The organism is Acinetobacter sp. 1542444 (genome assembly GCF_000581835.1).
Taxonomy (GTDB): Bacteria; Pseudomonadota; Gammaproteobacteria; order Pseudomonadales; family Moraxellaceae; genus Acinetobacter; species Acinetobacter pittii.
Window position 1 is genome coordinate 385,944 of the sequence record NZ_JEYA01000005.1, and the last position, 20,436, is coordinate 406,379.

A 20,436-nucleotide genomic window follows, 5' to 3' on the forward strand; every position below is an offset into this window, starting at 1 on the left:
GTAAGAAGCCGGACGAAGATGATTCCCTTCAGTGCCTCTTGAGCATGCAATATAAGCCAGCCTAGCAAATTTGTCAATTTATAGGCGAAAAAAATACGCTATAAAAAAGTATAGCGTATTTTCTTTTTTAGCATTTTGACTTAAACGTTTTCATCAATAAAGCTAACAAGTTTAGAGCGAGGTACAGCACCAATTTGTTGAGCTACAACTTCACCATTTTTGAAAAGTAGTAAAGCAGGAATGTTACGGATGTTGTATTTCACTGCTGTATCTTCGCAAGAAGTCACATCAACTTTAACAATTTTTACTTTACCAGCATATTCACTTGATAGGTCTTCAAGAACAGGTGCGATTGCTTTACAAGGTGCACACCATCCTGCCCAGAAGTCAACAAGTACAGGGGTTTCAGCATCTAAAACATCTGCTTGGAAGTTATCATCAGTTGTATTTACAATAGTCGCAGACATGGTACGGCTCCAATTTTTAGAAAAAAGTGCTATTACAGGAGAAATTATCTCTATCAGTATTACATAGCTACTTAGTTCAATGTAAGGGTTTGATGCTATTATTCAAGGCTTAACTAAATTTGTCTAATGGATGCTCACGATATTCATCATCGACTTGTACAATCAACTTATAAATAGAAAAATTTAAATCACAGCTAATTGTTGATGAAAATGGCTTTTCAATTGCATTCTTGTGAATTACTCTAGGCGTGAATTGTTATGGGTTTAGTTCAATAATGTCTGATTTTCTGATTGATGAAGAATTACTTGCCGCCATTGATATGGGGTCGAACAGTTTTCACCTTGCAATTGCACGGGTAGACCATGGCGAAGTTAAAAAAGTTGCTTCGATGTCAGAAAAAGTACAGCTTGCAGCTGGTTTAGATGAGAATAAAAACCTAACAGAAGCCGCTCAGCAACGAGGCTTAGCCTGCTTGGCTCGTTTTGTTGGAAGATTAAGTTCTGTTCAACCAAATCGTTTAAGAATTGTGGCGACCAATGCCTTGCGTCAGGCAAAAAATGGTCATGAATTTATCCAAAAAGCAGCAGAAATTTTGCCTAAACCTATTGAAATTATTGCTGGGCGAGAAGAAGCGCGTCTGATTTATCTTGGCGTATCGCATACCATGGCAAATGGTGGTCGACGTTTAGTTGTAGATATTGGTGGTGGTTCTACTGAGTTCATTATTGGTGAAGAGTTTGAGCCTATTTATACAGAGTCATTGCAAATGGGATGTGTGGCTTATACAAAAGCCTACTTTGCCGATGGCGAAATCACACAAAAAGCCTTTGATAAAGCAGTAGTTGCTGCCCGTAAAGAACTTTCAGCTATTGCAACAACATATAAAATGGAAGGTTGGGATACTGTCGTTGGTTCTAGTGGAACGATTAAAGCTTGCCGTCAAATTATGGTGAATATGGGCTTGAGTGACGAGCAAGAAAACGTCACTCGAGAAGGCTTATATAAACTTAAAGATAAATTACTTAAGTTTAAAAATATTTCTGAAATTGATTTTGAAGGGTTAAGAGAAGACCGACGAGCAGTTTTGCCAGCCGGATTGGCAATTTTGTACGCAGTTTTCGAAGTTTTAGAAATTGATCGTTTGGCATATTCTGATGGTGCATTACGTGAAGGAGTCATGTATGACCTGTTAGGTCGTTTTAAACATGAAGATATCCGTGATCGTAGTGTACAGGCCTTAATGGGGCGTTATAACGCAGATCCAAAACAAGCAGAAAGAGTTGTAAATACAGCACAGCAATTATTTGATGGTGTTGCAGAACCTCTTAATTTAACGAGTGAAGACAGTGACTTACTGCGTCGAGCTGCCTATTTGCATGAAATTGGTTTAGCGATTAGTCATGGTGGGTATCACCGTCATGGTGCTTATTTATTGCAGCATTCTGATATTCCGGGCTTCTCACAAATTGATCAAAATCACCTTTCACATTTGGTTGCTCACCACCGTCGTAAATTGCGAAATGATGTAAAAAATGAAATTTTGAAGGCTGGCGGTAATAAATTACTTTATCTATGTTTATTACTTCGCCTAGCAGTTTTACTCAACCATAGTCGAAGTGATCAGATGCTTCCTGCCATTGAACTGACCATCATAAATGATCAACAATGGCAACTTAGTGTTTCTGGTGATGCCAAACAATGGCCATTGTTAGTTGCCGACTTGCATGATGAGCAAGAGCAGTTTAAGCATTGGGACATTGAATTGAATATTCAGTCGGAAAAATTTATCGATTAAAGGGATAATATTCGACCTATGAAAAAAGCTACTCAGTCCAAAGCGTGGACAACGGTTCAAATTGCACGTCATCCTGATCGTCCGCAGTTTCTAGATTATGTCGGTGAAATCTTTACAGAGTTTGATGCCTTGCATGGTGATCGTTTGTTTGGTGACGATGGTGCGATGGTAGGTGGTCTTGCTCGTTTTGATGGTCAGCCTGTGATGGTTATTGGCCAACACCGTGGTCGTAGTACCCGTGAAAAATTAAAGCACAACTTCGGTATGGCTAACCCAGAAGGTTACCGTAAATCTCAACGCCTATTAGATATGGCAGAGCGCTTTAACCTTCCGGTCTTCACATTTATTGATACTATGGGTGCTTACCCAGGTGTTGGTGCTGAAGAGCGTGGACAAGCTGAAGCAATTGCAACTAGCCTTGCTCAACTTTCAAGTTTGAAAGTTCCTGTTGTAGCAACAGTACTTGGTGAAGGCGGTTCTGGTGGTGCTTTAGGTATTGGTGTTGCTGACCGAGTAATTATGTTGTCGCATAGTATTTATTCTGTGATTTCACCAGAAGGCTGTGCATCTATTTTGTGGAAAACTGCTGAAAAAGCGGCTCAAGCAAGTGAAGCTTTAGGTTTGACAGCAGATAAATTACAATCTCTAGGTATTGTTGAATATGTAGTAGATGAAGGCGAAGGTGCTCATTTAGACCCTGAGCAAGTCATGCAAAACCTAAAAGTAGTTTTGAAGCAAGCTTTGGATGAGTTGCTACCAATGGATGCAAATGAACGATGCGAAGCACGTTATCAACGTTTAATGAAGTTTGGCAGCGAAAATTTAGGCATTGCGTCTTAAAACAGGCTCAAGAGTTTTCAGAAAATAGTACTTTTCTTATTGGATGTAGTGGTGGCATGGATTCAATGCTGCTACTACATTTGATGTCTCAAATTTTCCCTCATAAGATCCGAATAATTTACATAGATCATCAACTGCAATCAAAAAGCGCAGAGTGGGGCGAACTCGTTACTAAACAAGCGACTCATTTAAATATTCCTTATACCATTCAAAAAGTTCAAGTTACTGACGGTAATTTGGAAGCTCAAGCACGTCAGGCACGTTATCACGCTTATCTACAACATTTACAAGCCAACGAAATTTTAGTGCTTGCTCATCACCAGCAAGATCAGGCTGAAACAGTAATATTGCGTTTATTATCGGGTGCGGGTGTTGATGGGCTTGCTGCTATGCAGTGTATTGATCATCGTGTTGATATGACAATTTGGCGCCCTTTTTTGGATTTAACCCGTGAGCAGATTGCCGAGTGGACTACTCAACTTGAGATTGAGTATGTAGATGATCCTACAAATTACGATATCCATTATGATCGGGCATGGTCGCGTGAAGAACTTTGGCCCTTCTTACAAAACCGATTTCCAAAAATGCAGCAAGCACTTAGTCGTACTAGCTATTTGATGCAAGATGCTTCTGAAATTTTAGAAGAAGTTCTAAAAGTTGATTTGCAAAATTGTGGTACGGACGAATGTTTGGATTTAACTCGGCTATTAAAACTATCTTCTGCTCGACAGCGCCAATTGCTTTCAGTTTGGATGAAAGGTGATGGACAATATCGGCCTGCATTTGAAATGGTTGAGCGGTTAAAAAATGAAGTAATTGCTTCTAAGTCTGATGCACAAGCGGCATTACATTGGAACCAGTTTTATTATGTCCGTTATCAACATTATCTTTATCGGTTGAGTAGACAAGTTTTTCTTGCTGAAAAATTAAACCCAGTTGAAACCGAGACGGAGCATCATTTTCAACTAGGGGAAATAGTGGATTGCGCTTCAGGATATTTTCAAATAACTCAAAAAAATATGGGGTTGTCTGCATCTTTATTAAATAAAAAATTAAAAATAATTCGACGCCAAGGTGGTGAAAAGGTCCATTTATATGGTCGTGTTGGGCAATGGCCATTAAAAAAAGCAATTCAAGAAGCACATATTTTGCCTTGGCTTCGTCATACAATTCAAATATTAGTCATAGATAATGTTATGCTTGGGGTTTTTACACCGAAAGGATTTTGGTTGGCTCAGTCTCCGTATTGTGAGCAAGGAGGATGGCAACCAGATTTAATTTCTTATTCTTGTAATCTGGTAAATGGCGAAGATGGTTATGACAAGTGCAGTAAATAGTAATATCTGTTTTATTGGTGGTGGTAATATGGCCCAAGCTTTGATTGGTGGGCTCATTTCAAGAGGTTTACCGCCAACACGTATTACCGTTTCAGATCCTGTTGAGCAAATACGTCAATTATTGCAAGAAAAAGAAGTCCATGTGACACAAGATAATGTAGCTGCAATTAAAAATGCTGATGTCGTTGTACTGGCAGTAAAACCACAAGTTTTGGCGACTGTTTTACGTCCTTTAAAAGGACTGTTATCAGATAAATTGGTTATTTCAATTATTGCTGGTGCTGAAATCCAAACGATATCAAACTTAATTGATAGCAATCGAATTGTTCGAGTTATGCCAAATACGCCAGCTCTAGTTCAGACGGGTGCACATGGTATCTATGCAAATGATGTAGTAGGTACTTCGGATCGTGAATTAACAAGTCAGATTTTAGCAGCCACAGGCTTAACAATTTGGGTAAACTCCGAAGCTCAAATTGATGCGGTAACAGCGGTTTCTGGCTCAGGTCCTGCATATTTCTTCTATCTCATGGAAAGTATGATCCGTGCGGGTAAAAATTTAGGACTTGATGAAAAAGTTGCAACTGCGTTGACTCTTCAAACGGCATTAGGTGCAGCTCAAATGGCAATTACGAGTTCAAACACTCCTTCTGAACTTCGTAAGAATGTGACATCGCCAAATGGCACAACTCAAGCTGCACTTGAAGTTTTTGACCGTGCACAAATCTCCCAAAATATTCAATCTGCATTGGCTGCTGCACAGAAGCGTAGTCAAGAATTGGCTCAAGAATTGAGTGACAGTGCGAAATAGCTTAAATAGGATAAGACAACTATGGGTGCAAATTCTGCGCTAATTTTTGGAATTTTAATTAATGTCGCGATTTTATTGGTCTTTTTCCGTTTTTTAATGCAATTGGCGGCAGTAAGTCCTTATAATCCTGTGGTTTTATCGACTGTAAAGGCGACTAAAATTGTTGATATTTTTGGCCGAATTTTTCCGACGGTCGCAAAAGGCCGATTTAATTTGGCTGCGTTGGTTCTTTTAATTATTTTATATTTGCTGAAAATTTTTGGCGTGATGTATCTTTCTGGCTCTATGCCAAATAGTCCGGTTCACTTAGTGATTCTGACATTTGTGACGATGATTCAGGACCTAATTCGTTTCTGCCGTTATTTAATTTTCGCGACAATTATTTTGAGTTGGGTGGTTATGTTCACTCAATCGCGTTCACCTTATATTGAAGTGATTCAAGATTTAGCTGAACCATTACTCGCGCCATTCCGTCGTTTATTGCCTAATATGGGAATGATTGACTTATCTCCAATTTTGGCGTTTTTGGCGCTTTATATTGCCGAGATCTTAATGAATGAAGTTGCAAAAGTTCTTTTAACGGGACTTTAAGTTAACGCAAAAAAAAAGGGCTGTTAATACAGCCCTTTTTTTATTTCTACTAATTAATGGGCATCATCCCAGTTTTGCCCTTGCCCAACTTCAACAACTAAAGGCACAGAAATTTTTACTACAGATTCCATGACAGTCGCGATTTGCTTAGAGAGCTCCTCGGCAATGTTTTGATCTGCTTCAAACACTAATTCATCGTGTACTTGAAGTAGTAGTTTGGCTTGATCTTTTGGTAAGATTTTATCGACTTCAATCATTGCAAGTTTAATGATATCAGCGGCACTACCTTGTAACGGTGCATTAATTGCAGCACGTTCGGCAGCCTTACGTACCATTACATTTCGTGCATCAATATCAGGTGTATAAAGACGACGACCTAAAATAGTTTCAACAAAACCTTGCTCTGATGCAACTTGGCGGGTACGTTGCATATATTCATAGATGCCAGGATAGCGTTGGAAATATTGCTTAATATAGTTTTGCGATTCTTGACGTGTAAAGCCTAATTGACGAATCAAACCAAACTCAGACATACCATAAAGTAGGCCAAAGTTAACTGCTTTCGCTTGACGGCGTTGGTCATTGGTCACATCTTCAATTGCAATGCCCAATACTTCGGCAGCAGTACGACGGTGAACGTCTTGTCCATGCTGGAATGCGTGTACTAATGCTTCATCTTGAGAAAAATGAGCCATTAAACGTAATTCAATTTGAGAGTAATCGGCAGCCAATAGTACTCGGCCTTCTGGCGCAATGAATGCTTTACGAATTTGACGCCCAATTTGTCTACGAATTGGAATATTTTGTAAGTTAGGATCTGAAGAGGAGAGGCGACCTGTTGCTGTGAGCGCTTGGTGATAACTTGTATGTACACGATGCGTGTCGTTATGAGATTGCTCAACTAGACGATCAGTATAGGTACTTTTTAGCTTTGCTAAACCGCGATGCTCTAGAATAATCTCCGCTAAAGGATGTTCAATTTTTTCTAAAACACTTTCACTGGTGCTGTATTGTCCAGTTGCAGTTTTTTTACCGCCTTTGATTCCTAATTTATCAAATAGGATTTCACCTACTTGTTTAGGAGATGCAATATTAAAAGTTTCATCTGCAATTTCCATCGCTTGATTTTCAAGCCCTTCCATCGTTTTTGCAAATTCAACGCTTAATTTATCTAAGAAGGCATGATCTAGACGAATACCATCTTCTTCCATACCCGATAAAATACGGGCAACTGGCATTTCGATGTTATATAAAATATTTTCTAGCTCAGGAAATGGCTTAAGTTTGTTTGAAAGCACTTCATACAAACGATAGGTCACATGAGCATCTTCTGCAGCATAGTGAGCAGCAACTTCAATCTCAATTTGATTGAAAGTCTTTTGTTTAGCACCCTTACCAGCAATTTGTTCAAAAGTGGTGGTTAAATGGCTTAAGTAGACACGAGCTACGTCATCCATGCCGTGACGAGTGGCCGCTGCATTCAATACATAAGATGCAAGCATGCTATCGAAATACCAGCCTTTAAGTTCTATGCCATGATTGGCAAAGATATGGGCATCATATTTAAGGTGATGCCCAATTTTTTTAACTGCTTCATTTTCTAGTACAGGCTTAATTTGAGCCAGAATTTGATCACGATCCAGTTGCTGCGGCGCATTTTCATAATCATGCGCTAATGGAACATAGTAGGCATCTTTCGCATCAAATGCGATTGAGAAACCAACCATCTCGGCAATACGGTAGTCCAGACTTGTAGTTTCTGTATCAATAGCAAAATGATCGGCATTTTGCATGCGTTGCCAGAGTTGATCCCATGCTTCTTGGGTTAAAACAGTATGATAATTTGCAGTTCCAAGCTGGTCATCTTGACTAGTTAAGCTTGCTTGATCTTCAGTTTCTATAGATTCAGCAGGTCTAACTTCATTTTGCACAATAGTCTGTGAAGCTTGTTGTTTATAGCTTGAGCTATTTGGATTGTTTGGATGATCAAGCGACTGTAATTGGTTTCTAAACTCAAGCTCAGTATAAAGATTACGTAGAGCCTCAACATTTGGATCAGTAAGCTTTAACTCATGCCAATCGAGTTCTAAAGGAAGATCACAAACAATGCTAGCTAACTGGTGATCAAGCTTAATATTGTCTAAATTATCTTTAATATTTTGGCTAATCTTGCCTTTAAGTTGATCAGCATTGGCAATGATATTGTCTAAAGTGCCATATTCAGTTAGTAACTTCGCTGCTGTTTTTGCGCCTACGCCCGGCACACCCATGATGCCGTCAGATGCATCGCCCATAAGAGTTAAGTAATCGATAATTTGATTTGGCCAAACCCCAAATTTTTCAAATACACCGTCAGTGTCGAGTACACGATCTTTAAAGCTATCTTCGAGTTTTACATGATCATTGACGAGCTGAGCCATGTCTTTATCACCGGTTGAGATAAGTACATGGTGGCCTTCGAGTACGGCACGTTTAGCGAGCGTACCGATAATGTCATCTGCCTCTGCACCCGGAAGACTATATAAAGGAATCCCCTGAGCTTTAATCAATGCATGCAAATATGGAATCTGTTGAGATAACTCTTCCGGCATGGTAGGGCGGTCACCTTTATAAATAGGTGAAAGCTTGTGGCGGAAAGTTGGCTCGGGCGTATCAAAAATGACGGCCATATGTGTTGGCTGCATACGGCGCATTAATTTTTGAATGGCAGAAATTGCCCCACGTATTGCATTGGTATGTAACCCTGTAGAGGTCGTCAATGGTGGTAATGCATGATATGCACGAAATAAAAAATAGGACCCATCAACCAAGACAAATGGTGGCATTGAACAATTCCTTAATTTGAATTAGGGGTATTTTACGTGAAAACGGCTATGAATGCAGGTTTATGATTTTTGCAGTATTTTGTATGTATAAATATACGCTTGTATTGGCTTGAAGTAAGATGACCTGTAATGAAGGTGTCATATTGCTAAGCCCATGTATAAAAAAGACAAACAGGGAATGATCATTGTTTTGATCGCTTTGACTTTGTTTTTAGCCATTTCAATTGGTTTTAAATTCCAGAGTGCCGTTGTTGCTTTATCTATTGCACTTACTGTCATTCTAGTTCAATTACTGTCAAATCTACATGAGCGTTTAACTCATTTAGAACAGCAGTTTTCTCAGCAGAAAACGCCACTTTATTCTATTCACATGCAAAGAACAGTGATTTATGCAGCAGCTTTGGTTGCATTAGTTGCTTATATAAATCATTGGATGTGGATTGCTGGTGGGGCTTTACTTGTTTTATTGCTATGTTTGATTCAAACCATCAGTGCATTTCATACTCGACTATTATATCTCGAGTCAGCAAAACAAACTGTTCATGTAAATGAGACCATACAAACAGAAGTTATAAATCCTGTAATAGAACAAGTTAGTTCCAATAATACAGACACGCTAGTCCCAGCGGGAACGGCACCTTTAAATCAAACAGAACAACCAGCACATGTTCAGACCGCATGGTGGCAACCAGCCGTAGATTGGATGATTCATGGTAATCCAATCTTAAGAGTTGCTGTTGCTGTGCTTATGGTTGGGGTAGTGTTGCTATTACGTTTTGCAAGCGAGCATTGGCAACTTAGTTTAGGTGTGAAACTTGGATTTATTGCGATTGCTGGAGGTGTGTTAACGGCATTTGGGTATACATTGCAAAAGAAAAATCAGCTTTTTGCTGTGGCATTGCAAGGTGTCGGGCTGGCTGTTGTATTCCTGACACTTGTGTTCTCACATCATTTTGGTGTAATTGCCAACCTAACTACAGCGAGTATTCTGTTTACGATTTTATTAGCTATTACGGTATTCCTGAGCTTAAAACAACAAGCTATTTATTTGGCAATATTAGCACTTGGTATGGCTTATGCGGCTCCTTTAGTTATTCCGCAATATCGCCCTGATGTAACCTTCCTATTTAGCTACTACTTAGTAATTAACTTAGCAGTTGCTGCGGTTAATTTTATTCAGCCTTGGAAAATCTTAAATCAAATTGCTTTCTTTGCCACAATGTTTATTGGTGGTAGTGCAATCGCATTTTATGCAGAACCTGCAAAATTTAATACATTAGACTGGATTTTGTGGTGCCATATAGCGCTGTTTATTTGGCTTAGTGTTCGTTATAGCCAAAATATATCTCGCACGTCAGTAAGTGAAAAACAAGAAGGCATTCGGTTACCTCCGCTCTTAGATGTGGGACTTATTTTTAGTGTGCCAGTACTGGGCTTTACCCTTCATGCCTACTTAGTACATGAGTCTACACAAGCATTGACGATTGGTGCAGCCGTCTTGGCAGGTACCTATGCCGTATTAACTTTCTGGATTAAAAAAACTCATCCACAGCTTTCGGTCCTTGCAAAAAGCTTTTTCATTCTCGCGGTTGCGTTTTTTGCCTTAATTTTCCCGCTTGCAAAAGGAGCACATTGGACAGCAATTGGTTGGGTTGCTCAAGGTACGGCTTTAATTGTTTGGGGAGTAACTGAGCGCTACCGTTTAAGCCGATATATTGGTGTAGTTTTAGTTTTACTTAGCTCTATTGCACTGTTTTATCAGGTGTGGGCAAATGAAGAGTTCCCAACGCTAAGCACAAGCATCTATGCAATTGCCCAATTTATTTCTGCCTTTTATTTATTGCAATACAACAGTAAAGAGCAACGCTATTTTAGCGCAAGCATGTTTAGTGGCATTTTCTTGTGTTTAGGAATGTATGCGGGTGCTGTAGCTGGTGTAGAAATCATGGCATGGCATCATCATGCTTTGAGTCCATATTTGATGTTCGCCGTAGTTCTAATCGCAATATTTAGCGCAGTTGTTCACTATAAACTTCGTGTGCAATGGCAAAGTTTGCAGTTAATTTTAATTAGCCTGTTACTGTTGTTAGTTTTGGGTGAAGCGTTTGCGAGTCAAGTGTTTACGTTGTTTAAATGGGTAGACTCATTACAACAAACTACTTTCTTAGTCGCTACCATTATTCTAAGTGCTTTATTTCTTATGGCTCAACCGCAGTCGGATGAGTCTGGGTACTTAAATGTCTGGGCTGGTTTAAGCTGGTTGGCGTTAGCAGTAGTTGGTTTGGCGATCTTTCCAAAAATGCCAGTTGTTACTCTGGCTTTTATCCCTGTGGTTTATTCGCTTTGGGCGTATAAGGCTCATAAAACTACATTGTTGCATCAAATTCCTGTTTGGTGTTTAAGCTTAATTTGGTTGCTAGTTGTGAGCGTTGATCGCCACTCTGCTGAGTACCTTTATTTTGTTCCTTTATTTAACTTAACTGATTTTCTTTCTATTGTAGTATTTGCAGGTCTGCTCTTTATTATTTATCAACATGCTTTTGATCAAGATAAATCACTAGAGTGGACTTTTAAAATTACAACAATTTTATCTGGGTTATTGGTATTCAGTAGTGTGGTCGTTAGGGGCTTACATCATTACTGGGGAACACCACTATGGAGCTTAGCAATTTGGACGAATGGTGAAGTGCAGTTAAGTTTGACATTGCTTTGGGTCATTTTGGCATTTGTATTAACTACATTCTCAAGCCGTAAAATGATTCGTCAACTCTGGTTTGTAGGTGCTGCGCTTTTAGGTATTGTGGTATTAAAGTTGATTTTGCTTGACCTATCACAAAGTGCGACATTAACTCGAGTCATTTCGTTTATTGGGGCAGGTGGAGTAATGTTAATTATTGCTTATCTTGCGCCATTACCCCCGTCATCTACCGCACACAAGAATCAAGAGCCTAAGCTTTAGGCTCTCTTTTTAATTGTTTTTGATTGCTATATTGATCGATATCATCTTCAGCAAAACCAGTAGACGGTCGATCAATCAAGCCCATTTTAGGAACAGGAATTTCAATTCGGTTATCTAAAAATCCATTTCGGATTCGTTCTTGCATTTCATCCCGAACTTTTAAAGAGTTCTCTTGTCTACACCACATCGTGAATAAAAGCTCAATTGATGACTCCCTGAATGCGGTAACCGTAACTGCAGGTTTTGGATCATCCAGTACAAGTGGATAATGAGCTGCTACATTCAGTAGAACTTCACGTACTTTAATAATATCTTCGTGAAAGTTAATTGCTAAAGTAATTGGAATACGTCGTATCGGATATTTAGATAAGTTGTGTACAGGCGCACGAATGAGTTGTTCGTTCGGTAAACGAATATAGACATTGTCGAGTGTAAGTAATTTTACCGAAAGCAAATCAATTGAGATGACTTCACCTTCAATGGTATTACCACGAATGAGAGTAATCTGGATCGTATCACCGACTTCAAAGGAACCCTCACCAATCAAAAATAAACCACTAATCAAGTTACTGGCAGAGGTTTGTGATGCAAAACCGAGCGCTACAGTTAAAATCCCTGCTGCACCGAGGAATACACTAAGTTTGAACCCAGCTTCTTTCAAACTTGTCATGATGAAGAGTAAGAAAATGAAATAAAAAATACCACGGCGCCATACCAGACGTTGGTGAGCATTAAAACGTGAACCAATGGTTCTAATAAACGTATTCGAAATAATACGAGCAAGAACAAAGCCAATGAAACACAGTACAACAGCGACTAAAATTTCACTAATACGTTCGGTATTGATATTGGTAAATATGCTTTTGAGGCTATCAGCGATATCTTTTGGAATATTTGAATCAGCCATATAAACCTCTTAAAAGAATGAATCAAACATATTGAATAATGCTCCACCAGGTGAGCGTGGTGGGTGAACATAGGTCACTTCACCAGCAAGAGGTGGCGTACGATTTTCAATACGAATACGTGCAGGACGATCAGAACCCTCATAATAAACTTTAATTTGGGAAGTCCATAAGCGTCCCGTACTTTCACTATAAAATAGTGGTAGGGCCGTCACTGGCACATTCATGCGATCAAAGCGTAATTGATGATTACTTGTGTTGTGAAAGTCAATTGGAGTAACAGCACGGAAAGCGCGTGGTGTTAATAGATTCAAATCAGTACGGCCATCCACGGAAGTGGCATAACAAATTTCACCTTGCTGGGCATTTGGACCAAACCATGTATCTTTAGGCTGAATCACAGGAATCTCAAACAAAGGTTCATGCTGACTTTCAACTAAGCCTGCAATCCATAATGGTGTGCTGATATATAGAGTCCCACGTTGACCTGCTGGAATATAAATAGGATCGACGGGTTTAATAACCACAGAACGATCTGCCAGACGTGGCATCAGTAAAAATTCTGGGTTGGTCTTTCGAAACATGTATCGTTCTACTTGAACCGTATGCGGAAAGGCAAAATGTGGATCGGCAATTGGGTGCCAATCTTGTTCATTATCGTCTTGGAGAGACGGACGATAATATTCGATGCGCCATTCTTTTATGCCACGTGTTAAACGAAAGAGCATTGAACCGAATTGCCATGCTTTGGACTGGTTAATTTCAAAGTGCTGTTCACCCCACCATTTTAAAGAATTCTGGGGGTGAGGCTGATATTCATTATTTTCAAACAAGACGCAAAATTCCTCTACCGAGTTGTTAAACAGACTTCACGCTGTAATCTGCTTAGAGTACACTCAAAATCATCTTACTCATCATTATAAATTGTGATGCAAATATTGAAACAAATACAAGTTCCATATAGTTTTGCCAAGCGTCATGGTGTTTTATTTCGTTATGACGGTGATCAGGTATTTATTATTAGACGTCAAAACACTGAAAAAATTGCATTACAGGAAGCAAGACGCATCTTGGGGAAGCCAGCTCATTATCAATTATGTACTGAACAAGAATTTAATACGCTCTTAAGTACGAGTTACGCAGGTGATACAGGGGAATCACAACAAGTTGCAGCTGGTTTAGAAGATCATCCGGATTTATTGAGTTTGGCCGATCAGGTTCCTGAAACAGAAGATTTGATGGATCAAGAAGATGACGCACCTATTGTTCGTCTGATCAATGCACTTCTCTCTGAAGCAATTCGAGTAGGGGCTTCTGATATTCATATTGAAGCTTTTGAAAAGAAATTATCTGTACGATTGCGGGTAGATGGACAATTACGTGAGATTGTACAACCACGCCGTGAGTTGGCGCCTTTACTAGTCTCGCGTATTAAAGTTATGGCGAAGCTTGATATTGCTGAAAAACGTGTACCACAAGATGGACGTATTTCTTTACGTCTTGCTGGCCGTGAAGTGGATGTGCGTGTTTCAACTTTGCCATCGTCACATGGGGAAAGGGTCGTTATGCGTTTGCTTGATAAACAAGCGGGCCGACTCAACATGACTCACTTGGGTTTAATGGCTAATGACTATGAGCGTTTAACTCAGTTAGTGCATCGTCCCCATGGTATTATTTTGGTCACAGGGCCTACCGGTTCGGGGAAAACGACCACCCTATATGCAGCCTTGTCTGATTTAAATGACAATACTCGTAATATCTTAACTGCTGAAGATCCAATCGAATATCAACTCGAAGGCATTGGTCAAACTCAAGTAAATACCAAAGTGGATATGACATTTGCTCGTGCTTTAAAAGCAATGTTACGTCAAGATCCAGATGTGGTGATGGTGGGGGAGATCCGTGATCTGGAAACTGCTGAAATTGCGGTTCAAGCATCTTTAACAGGCCATTTGGTTTTATCAACACTACATACCAATACAGCTATTGGTGCAGTTACTCGTCTTAAAGATATGGGGATTGAACCCTTCTTGTTATCAAGCTCTTTAATTGGGGTGATTGCTCAACGTTTGGTTCGTACTCTATGTCCACATTGTATGACATGGCGTGAAGCCGATACTTTTGAGAAACAGGTTTTTCAGCATATTCATAATGAACCGTTGTTGCAGTTACCTGAAGCCAAAGGGTGCGATCATTGCTCACATTTAGGTTTTAATGGACGTACAGCGATTTATGAAATCGTACCAGTTGATGAACCCATGCGCCGTCTGATTCACGGTAATGCAGCTGAATATGAATTAGAAAATCATGCTCGTGAGTATTCAGGTTCTATTCGTGATGATGGTTTGCGCAAAGTACTGGCGGGGAAAACTACACTCGAAGAAGTGCTTCGTGTAACTAATGAGGCAAGTGAAGCATAATATTTAAGATGTAAAAAATGCCCGATTTGATTCGGGCATTTTTTAAATATCAAAACTTATTCAGTCACAATATTAAACGTCACATCAATATTATTGCGAGTTGCATTTGAATATGGGCAAACAATATGAGCTGCTGCAACTAACTTTTCAGCTTCTTCACGATCCATACCCACTAAGTAAACATTTAAAGTCGCTTCGATGCTAAAACCTGTAGGAATTGGACCAATACCTACTTCACCTTCTACATAAGCGTCTTTACTAATATTAAATTTATCGCGGTTTGCAACAAATTTTAAAGCACCTAAAAAGCATGCTGAATAACCAGCTGCGAATAGTTGCTCTGGATTTGTTACAGCACCACCTGCGCCACCCATTTCTTTAGGCACACCAAGCTGTACATCTAATACGCCGTCTGATGAAGTAGCACGGCCATCACGACCACCGGTTGCTTTAGCTTTTGCACGATAAACAACTTTTTCTAATGACATCGTTTTCATTCCTAAAATAAATTGAATACAAATATATCGTACACGACTTAATTATTTTGACAAGTATATTTTTTAAAAATATTGCTGTTTATTTGACTAAGTTTGTACGGAGTTTAGTAAGTTGATCTTTAAGGCCTAGTAGTGTTGTCATATCACATGAACTTGCTTGTAATACGCCTGATGGAATATGGATTGCTTGATCTTTTAATTTTTTTCCTTCATCACTTAGCGTAATAATCACTTGTCTCTCATCTTGAGTTGAACGGGTACGATGAAGTAAATGCGAGGCTTCTAACTTTTTCAAGATAGGAGTGAGGGTAGATGATTCTAAAAAAAGTTTAGCTCCAATTTCTGAAACAGTCACTTCATCCTGCTCCCATAACACTAACATAACTAAATATTGGGGATAGGTAATGCCCAAAGGTGCTAGAAGTTTTCTGTAGAGTTGATTAAGCGCTAAATTCGTTGAATAAATGAGGAAACATAATTGATTCTCAAGCTTTAAGTTTTGACAGTCTTGGTCCATATATTCCTCAAAGAAAATGATACTACTTTTGTAGTATATCGCTTTCTATTCAGTTTCTTAAATGTTCATCAGAATAGTTTATGAATAAAATAAATGAGAGTACATAAAAAATGGAATAATTAGATCAATTATTCCATAAGATAAAAATATTTTAGAACACTGTATTTACCACAAATCTGCAATCTTTTTCATTAAGCGAGCACGATACTTCGCAGTAGGGTTATTTGCATTGCGTTGCTGCTCTTGTTCATAAAAATCTTGCCATGCAGTAATCATTTCAAGCGTAGTTCCTTGTTTTTTTATCACAGAAACATCTGCTGGCTGAATATTTTCTAAACGTTGTCTTGCACCTTCTGCGCCCGTACCCCAACCAATAATTCTTTGGCCAAAAGCGGGCAAGGGGATATTTTTAGGAGTTGCTGGAAGAATATCTGAGTTGAGCTGTGCAGCAGGCGAAACAAAATGGTTTGTTGTACCAAACTCTGCATAACAATGAATATTTGCCCCCAAGCAAAAAATGCTAAATAAGTATTTCCACATGAATAATTAAACTTTTAATAATGAATCAATTTACGGTGAGTCATCAGAGGCATTGAAGAGCGGACGAGTTCTTGTGCTGTTAAATCAAAGGGTACAGTGATTAAACCACTCCCTTCATATCCAATCATACTTAAAATTTGGCCACGACTATCTGTTGCCCCAGAGTGTCCCCAGGTTTGTCGTTTTTCACCATGCCAGCCCTGTTGTGCTGCGCCTAAAACATAACATTGGCTATCCATTGCCCGAGCTTGTAGCAAAAGCTGCCAGTGCATTTGTCCAGTTGTATAAGTAAATGCAGCAGGAGCAGTAAGAAGATGAGCGCCTTGTTGTCTCAGAGTTAGAGCAAGCTCTGGAAAACGTAAGTCATAACATACCATTAAGCCAATATTGCCAAAAGGGGTAGATGTGACTACTACGTCTGTTCCAGGTTCAAAGAAACGAGACTCTTGATAACCACCGACCGCATCGCCCACTTGTACATCAAATAAATGGATCTTGTCATAACGTGCTTCTGTACGCTCAGGGCTAATACAAAGACTAACCGTCCGGACTCGACCATCTTGAATAGTAGATCCATCTGGACGAAATGGGCATGGTAAGGTACCGGCCACAATCCAGATTTGATATTGATGTGCTAGCTTCTCAAGCCGTTGTTGAATAGACTCAAATTGCTCAGCTGTTTCGCGTTGCTTTCCAGCTGCAAAACATACAAAGTTTTCGGGGAAAACAATCAGGCTAGCATTTTGCGCCTTACTTTGTTGAATCAACGACTCAATGACTTGAAAATTATTTTCAATATCATCTTGAGAGTTCATTTGAGCAACAGAAATAAGGGTCATATTCTAATAATCCGGCTTAATGATTAAAGTCAGGCATTTTGCTTATCTGATACCTGTTCAAGCGTATCTTGTTCTTTCTGTAACTGCTTCACAAGTGGCTCAAACATGTTCTGATTGTTTGCATTGAGTTTCATCAATGTCTTATGTGCATCCAGAACTGTTCTTAGCATTGCATTATGAGTGATCTGTTCATCAGTTAACGTTAATGTGCAAACGTTAGGATCGCCACAGTAATTCAAAATGACAAAAACCTGCCCTAGCCCCATACTGTTGGCTAAGGTTGTGATATCTGGATTGGTAGATAGCATCACAGCTTGAATATGATGAGTTTGTTTAAGCTTTAAACCTAGCTTAGCCAGGATGCCTAACACCGTACTATCAATAAATGTTGTTTGGGTTAAATCAACGATTGCACCAACAACATTCTCTTGCTGTTCAATTCTGTTTAAAAGTTTGTCTAGACTTATACAAGAATGGGCTCGCACTTCACCAATAAGTTTGAAAATATGCGTTCCATTTAAACTTGCATATTCAACATGACCTGTTGACATATAAATGCCATTTTCAGAGAAGGATAGAAAAATTATCACATAGTGCCATCGCAGACTCAAGAGTCCTTAAGTCGTATATTATGTAATTAATTGATTCGTAAATTAATTCATTCGACAAAGACTGAAGATGGCAATGTCATCAGCCACATGATCGGGTGCTTGGAATGATTGATTTTGCAAATGATGAACCAATTGTTGGAACTGATCATTTAGCCCACCATCAAAAGGTTCAAGTGCTCCATCTGAGCAAACAATGAAGCGTGCTTGGTGATTTAATGTACAAACATGTTCTTCAACTTCGAGTTCATCAGTCAAGCCTAATGGGAAGCTACTGGTTGTTAGAATTTTTGGAGCTTGATTGGGTTCAAAAATGATAGGAGGAGGGTAGTGCCCAGCACTTGACCAGCGAAGCGTATGTGTTTCAAGGTTTAAAATACCCACCACAATTGTAATGTGCTTTTCAATATTCTCTTGAACCAACATTCCATTTAATTTTTTTATTAATTGTCTTGGGGTTTTAGAGCGGCCATGGAAAGCTGCCATCCAAGAAGTTAATAAACTACTGGTTACACCATGTCCTGAAACATCGGCAAGATAAAATAAAACTTCCTTATCGTTTAATTTCCAGTAGTCATACCAATCACCAGAAAGATAAGCTGAAGGCTGAAAGAAAGTTTCGACTTGATAATTTAATAAATCAATTGGATTAGGTAATAGTCTTTTTTGTAGTTCAGCAGCTGAAGGTAAATCACGACTATCTTGATTACGTTTATATTGAGCATCGATTCTTGATAATGCTTTATTTAAATCGTTAGGTAGTTGATTCCATACCCAACCTGCAAGAGCACCCGCTTCCCAAGCTTGAGCTAAAGCGCTGCCTTCATGTTCAAAAGCAATGACAATGGTGGGTAAATTCCATTTATATATCAGGAAATCTTGTACATCTGCTATTGCAATGATGGTTGGATCATATAAATCTAAATCATCTATGTTAATGACTTGTAAGCCTGGCAATTTATCCAAAGCTTGCTCTAAATAAGGGATAGAGCGTGTCGGTTTAATAAAATACATAGAAGAGATGGTAGTCCTTTTATATGATCACTTTATTCATCATAGAGTATGTTTGATCAAAATCAAGGTATTGCCCAACTCTTAATCCAAGCAATACCTCGATTTCATCTTTTAAGGGTTTTGGTTCTCATCTGGTGTATCTTCTGAGTCATCATCAATGAAAGATACATCAGCTGAGTCGCCCTTTTTCTCTGCAATTTGGAATGCTTTACGTTGCAGATATAAATCTCGAATCATGGCATATTGATCACCTTGTAAGGTCTGATCTAGGTCTAGATATTGAGCGCGTGTATCAACCGCTTGTAACATATTACTTGACCAATAAAGACCCTCTTGATCATCCATAACATATTTCTGTGGACGTGCTTGGGCGTCTACTGCTAAACCAAAACCATCACGTAAGGTACTTGGCCCGAAAAAAGGCAACATCAGGAATGGGCCTGAAGGAACACCATAGTAACCAAGAGTTACACCAAAATTCTCTTCTTCAGTCGGTAAACCTAAACGGCTGGCAGGGTCAGCTAAACCAAGAGTCGTTAATGTATTAATTGTAAAGCGACCTATGGTTTTTGCTGCACGACCAGGGCGACCTTGAATAAGCTGGTTAACAGCATTCCAAGGTTCTCCAAGATTTTTACGGAACTGACGATAAGAACCACGGACATCTTCTGGAGTCTTTTCTCTATATTGCACAGCAACTGGGCGTAAAAAATTTCGATCCAACATGTCGTTAAATGAGTAAATTGGACGATTTAATGATTGTAATGGGTCTTTTACAGGATCTGGTTGTGCTGCATTCGCATTAATTTTTAAATCTTTAACTTTAATATTTTTTAAATCTTTAATAATTTGTGAGCGCGTATGAGTCGGTGCTGTTTCTTCTAGTGAGCTAGCATCAGAAGATTCACTTATAGTATTTTCTTGAGCATATAGAGAGGTACAAACACCTACAGATAATACGCTTAGTAAAATTAAATTAGAATAATTCATATAATTCCTTAACCGCCAGCCAGGCTAATACTTAAATGTGCAGTTGGGTGGAGATATGTTTTAATACAAAATTGATAACCTATTATCAATGTAAAATTGATCAAATAATATAGATAAAATGCTAAAAAGCTTAAAAAGTATCCATTTGATGATATTGATTTAAAAAAAAGGTTGCAAAGGGGATGAGATGGTCTATAATGCACATCCATCGGCGGTGATGCAGATAGAAACTTGTTGAAAAACAGTTACTTGGAATTGAGTTGGTTGCTTTAAGTGATGAATTTGATGGTAAGTTGGTTTTAAGATTAAGTTTTAAAAATATCGAAATTACCTGTTGACTTTTAAGAGATTAAGAGTAATATAGCCGACCTAGCTTGCTGGTGACGAACCAGGAAGAAGATCATTAAGAGAATTGAAGAACAACTTGTGTGGATTTTTACTGATTGATTAATCGAAATAATTTTCATTGATTGATTGGTT

At 38.9% G+C, this 20,436-nt stretch carries 18 protein-coding genes; 7 read left to right on the top strand and 11 right to left on the bottom strand.

All coding sequences use genetic code 11. The features are described from left to right. Positions 1 to 140: 140 nt before the first annotated feature. Positions 141 to 467 carry a thioredoxin gene (gene trxA / locus J580_RS19095; protein WP_002054512.1) on the bottom strand — a complete coding sequence of 109 codons (327 nt, stop codon included), beginning with the start codon at positions 465 to 467 and terminating at the stop codon, positions 141 to 143. 275 nt (positions 468 to 742) lie between these two features. Between trxA and ppx the strand changes: the two genes are divergently transcribed. Genes ppx through J580_RS19120 form a run of 5 tightly spaced genes read left to right on the top strand, consistent with a single transcriptional unit; the run spans position 743 to position 5,842 of the window. After that, positions 743 to 2,263: an exopolyphosphatase gene (gene ppx, locus J580_RS19100; RefSeq protein WP_032005308.1), complete on the top strand. Its 1,521-nt coding sequence runs from the start codon at positions 743 to 745 to the stop codon at positions 2,261 to 2,263. Between the two features lie 18 nt (positions 2,264 to 2,281). Then, complete coding sequence (locus tag J580_RS19105) at positions 2,282 to 3,103, top strand: acetyl-CoA carboxylase carboxyltransferase subunit alpha (RefSeq protein ID WP_005066304.1); 822 nt, start codon at positions 2,282 to 2,284, stop codon at positions 3,101 to 3,103. Continuing rightward, positions 3,040 to 4,440 carry a tRNA lysidine(34) synthetase TilS gene (gene tilS, locus J580_RS19110; RefSeq protein ID WP_080759739.1) on the top strand — a complete coding sequence of 467 codons (1,401 nt, stop codon included), beginning with the start codon at positions 3,040 to 3,042 and terminating at the stop codon, positions 4,438 to 4,440. Before J580_RS19105 ends, tilS begins: the two co-directional genes overlap by 64 nt. Further along, positions 4,415 to 5,251, top strand: a complete 837-nt coding sequence (gene proC / locus J580_RS19115) for a pyrroline-5-carboxylate reductase (RefSeq protein WP_005804294.1) — start codon at positions 4,415 to 4,417, stop codon at positions 5,249 to 5,251. Before tilS ends, proC begins: the two co-directional genes overlap by 26 nt. Positions 5,252 to 5,272: 21 nt before the next feature. Beyond that, positions 5,273 to 5,842: a YggT family protein gene (locus tag J580_RS19120; protein WP_000501183.1), complete on the top strand. Its 570-nt coding sequence runs from the start codon at positions 5,273 to 5,275 to the stop codon at positions 5,840 to 5,842. Positions 5,843 to 5,895: 53 nt separating this feature from the next. Here J580_RS19120 and polA read toward each other — a convergent pair whose 3' ends face one another. Next, entirely contained in the window at positions 5,896 to 8,667 is a 2,772-nt protein-coding gene (gene polA / locus J580_RS19125; protein WP_032005312.1) for a DNA polymerase I, read from the bottom strand. Positions 8,668 to 8,821: 154 nt separating this feature from the next. Between polA and J580_RS19130 the strand changes: the two genes are divergently transcribed. Continuing rightward, on the top strand, positions 8,822 to 11,626 hold the full coding sequence (locus J580_RS19130) for a DUF2339 domain-containing protein (protein ID WP_032005314.1): 2,805 nt from the start codon (positions 8,822 to 8,824) through the stop codon (positions 11,624 to 11,626). Here the strand turns inward: J580_RS19130 and J580_RS19135 are convergent. Together J580_RS19135 and J580_RS19140 are read right to left on the bottom strand one after the other, a co-directional pair. Further along, positions 11,616 to 12,533, bottom strand: coding sequence for a mechanosensitive ion channel family protein (locus tag J580_RS19135; RefSeq protein WP_032005316.1), 918 nt, complete (start codon positions 12,531 to 12,533; stop codon positions 11,616 to 11,618). The genes J580_RS19130 and J580_RS19135 overlap by 11 nt on opposite strands. Positions 12,534 to 12,542: 9 nt before the next feature. After that, positions 12,543 to 13,364, bottom strand: a complete 822-nt coding sequence (locus J580_RS19140; RefSeq protein ID WP_005804297.1) for a hypothetical protein — start codon at positions 13,362 to 13,364, stop codon at positions 12,543 to 12,545. 96 nt (positions 13,365 to 13,460) lie between these two features. Here J580_RS19140 and gspE point away from each other — a divergent pair, with 96 nt between their 5' ends. Continuing rightward, a complete protein-coding gene (gene gspE / locus J580_RS19145) occupies positions 13,461 to 14,951 on the top strand; it encodes a type II secretion system ATPase GspE (protein ID WP_002117200.1) in 1,491 nt (496 codons plus the stop codon). Between the two features lie 56 nt (positions 14,952 to 15,007). On the opposite strand, the gene J580_RS19150 is transcribed toward gspE, so the two are convergent. From J580_RS19150 to J580_RS19180, 7 genes are all read right to left on the bottom strand, one after another. Further along, positions 15,008 to 15,439, bottom strand: coding sequence for an organic hydroperoxide resistance protein (locus J580_RS19150; protein ID WP_005066315.1), 432 nt, complete (start codon positions 15,437 to 15,439; stop codon positions 15,008 to 15,010). Positions 15,440 to 15,527: 88 nt separating this feature from the next. Continuing rightward, positions 15,528 to 15,965, bottom strand: coding sequence for a MarR family winged helix-turn-helix transcriptional regulator (locus tag J580_RS19155; RefSeq protein ID WP_032005318.1), 438 nt, complete (start codon positions 15,963 to 15,965; stop codon positions 15,528 to 15,530). 165 nt (positions 15,966 to 16,130) lie between these two features. Next, a complete protein-coding gene (locus J580_RS19160; protein WP_005804300.1) occupies positions 16,131 to 16,505 on the bottom strand; it encodes a DUF4951 domain-containing protein in 375 nt (124 codons plus the stop codon). Positions 16,506 to 16,519: 14 nt separating this feature from the next. Continuing rightward, positions 16,520 to 17,344: a carbon-nitrogen hydrolase family protein gene (locus J580_RS19165; protein WP_032005320.1), complete on the bottom strand. Its 825-nt coding sequence runs from the start codon at positions 17,342 to 17,344 to the stop codon at positions 16,520 to 16,522. A 29-nt stretch (positions 17,345 to 17,373) separates the two neighbouring features. After that, on the bottom strand, positions 17,374 to 17,895 hold the full coding sequence (gigB, locus tag J580_RS19170; RefSeq protein ID WP_002117273.1) for an anti-anti-sigma factor GigB: 522 nt from the start codon (positions 17,893 to 17,895) through the stop codon (positions 17,374 to 17,376). A gap of 102 nt (positions 17,896 to 17,997) precedes the next feature. Next, positions 17,998 to 18,966, bottom strand: a complete 969-nt coding sequence (gigA, locus tag J580_RS19175; protein WP_032005322.1) for an RsbU family protein phosphatase GigA — start codon at positions 18,964 to 18,966, stop codon at positions 17,998 to 18,000. A gap of 111 nt (positions 18,967 to 19,077) precedes the next feature. Then, complete coding sequence (locus tag J580_RS19180) at positions 19,078 to 19,956, bottom strand: VacJ family lipoprotein (protein WP_002117157.1); 879 nt, start codon at positions 19,954 to 19,956, stop codon at positions 19,078 to 19,080. Positions 19,957 to 20,436 lie beyond the last annotated feature (480 nt).

What these genes read in the sequence shown, in the direction of transcription:
- trxA (WP_002054512.1), bottom strand. Translation starts at nt 467, where the DNA reads ATGTCTGCGACTATTGTAAATACAACTGATGATAACTTCCAAGCAGAT.
- ppx (WP_032005308.1), top strand. Translation starts at nt 743, where the DNA reads ATGTCTGATTTTCTGATTGATGAAGAATTACTTGCCGCCATTGATATG.
- J580_RS19105 (WP_005066304.1), top strand. Translation starts at nt 2,282, where the DNA reads ATGAAAAAAGCTACTCAGTCCAAAGCGTGGACAACGGTTCAAATTGCA.
- tilS (WP_080759739.1), top strand. Translation starts at nt 3,040, where the DNA reads ATGCGAAGCACGTTATCAACGTTTAATGAAGTTTGGCAGCGAAAATTT.
- proC (WP_005804294.1), top strand. Translation starts at nt 4,415, where the DNA reads ATGGTTATGACAAGTGCAGTAAATAGTAATATCTGTTTTATTGGTGGT.
- J580_RS19120 (WP_000501183.1), top strand. Translation starts at nt 5,273, where the DNA reads ATGGGTGCAAATTCTGCGCTAATTTTTGGAATTTTAATTAATGTCGCG.
- polA (WP_032005312.1), bottom strand. Translation starts at nt 8,667, where the DNA reads ATGCCACCATTTGTCTTGGTTGATGGGTCCTATTTTTTATTTCGTGCA.
- J580_RS19130 (WP_032005314.1), top strand. Translation starts at nt 8,822, where the DNA reads ATGTATAAAAAAGACAAACAGGGAATGATCATTGTTTTGATCGCTTTG.
- J580_RS19135 (WP_032005316.1), bottom strand. Translation starts at nt 12,533, where the DNA reads ATGGCTGATTCAAATATTCCAAAAGATATCGCTGATAGCCTCAAAAGC.
- gspE (WP_002117200.1), top strand. Translation starts at nt 13,461, where the DNA reads ATGCAAATATTGAAACAAATACAAGTTCCATATAGTTTTGCCAAGCGT.
- J580_RS19150 (WP_005066315.1), bottom strand. Translation starts at nt 15,439, where the DNA reads ATGTCATTAGAAAAAGTTGTTTATCGTGCAAAAGCTAAAGCAACCGGT.
- J580_RS19155 (WP_032005318.1), bottom strand. Translation starts at nt 15,965, where the DNA reads ATGGACCAAGACTGTCAAAACTTAAAGCTTGAGAATCAATTATGTTTC.
- J580_RS19160 (WP_005804300.1), bottom strand. Translation starts at nt 16,505, where the DNA reads ATGTGGAAATACTTATTTAGCATTTTTTGCTTGGGGGCAAATATTCAT.
- J580_RS19165 (WP_032005320.1), bottom strand. Translation starts at nt 17,344, where the DNA reads ATGACCCTTATTTCTGTTGCTCAAATGAACTCTCAAGATGATATTGAA.
- gigB (WP_002117273.1), bottom strand. Translation starts at nt 17,895, where the DNA reads ATGTCAACAGGTCATGTTGAATATGCAAGTTTAAATGGAACGCATATT.
- gigA (WP_032005322.1), bottom strand. Translation starts at nt 18,966, where the DNA reads ATGTATTTTATTAAACCGACACGCTCTATCCCTTATTTAGAGCAAGCT.
- J580_RS19180 (WP_002117157.1), bottom strand. Translation starts at nt 19,956, where the DNA reads ATGAATTATTCTAATTTAATTTTACTAAGCGTATTATCTGTAGGTGTT.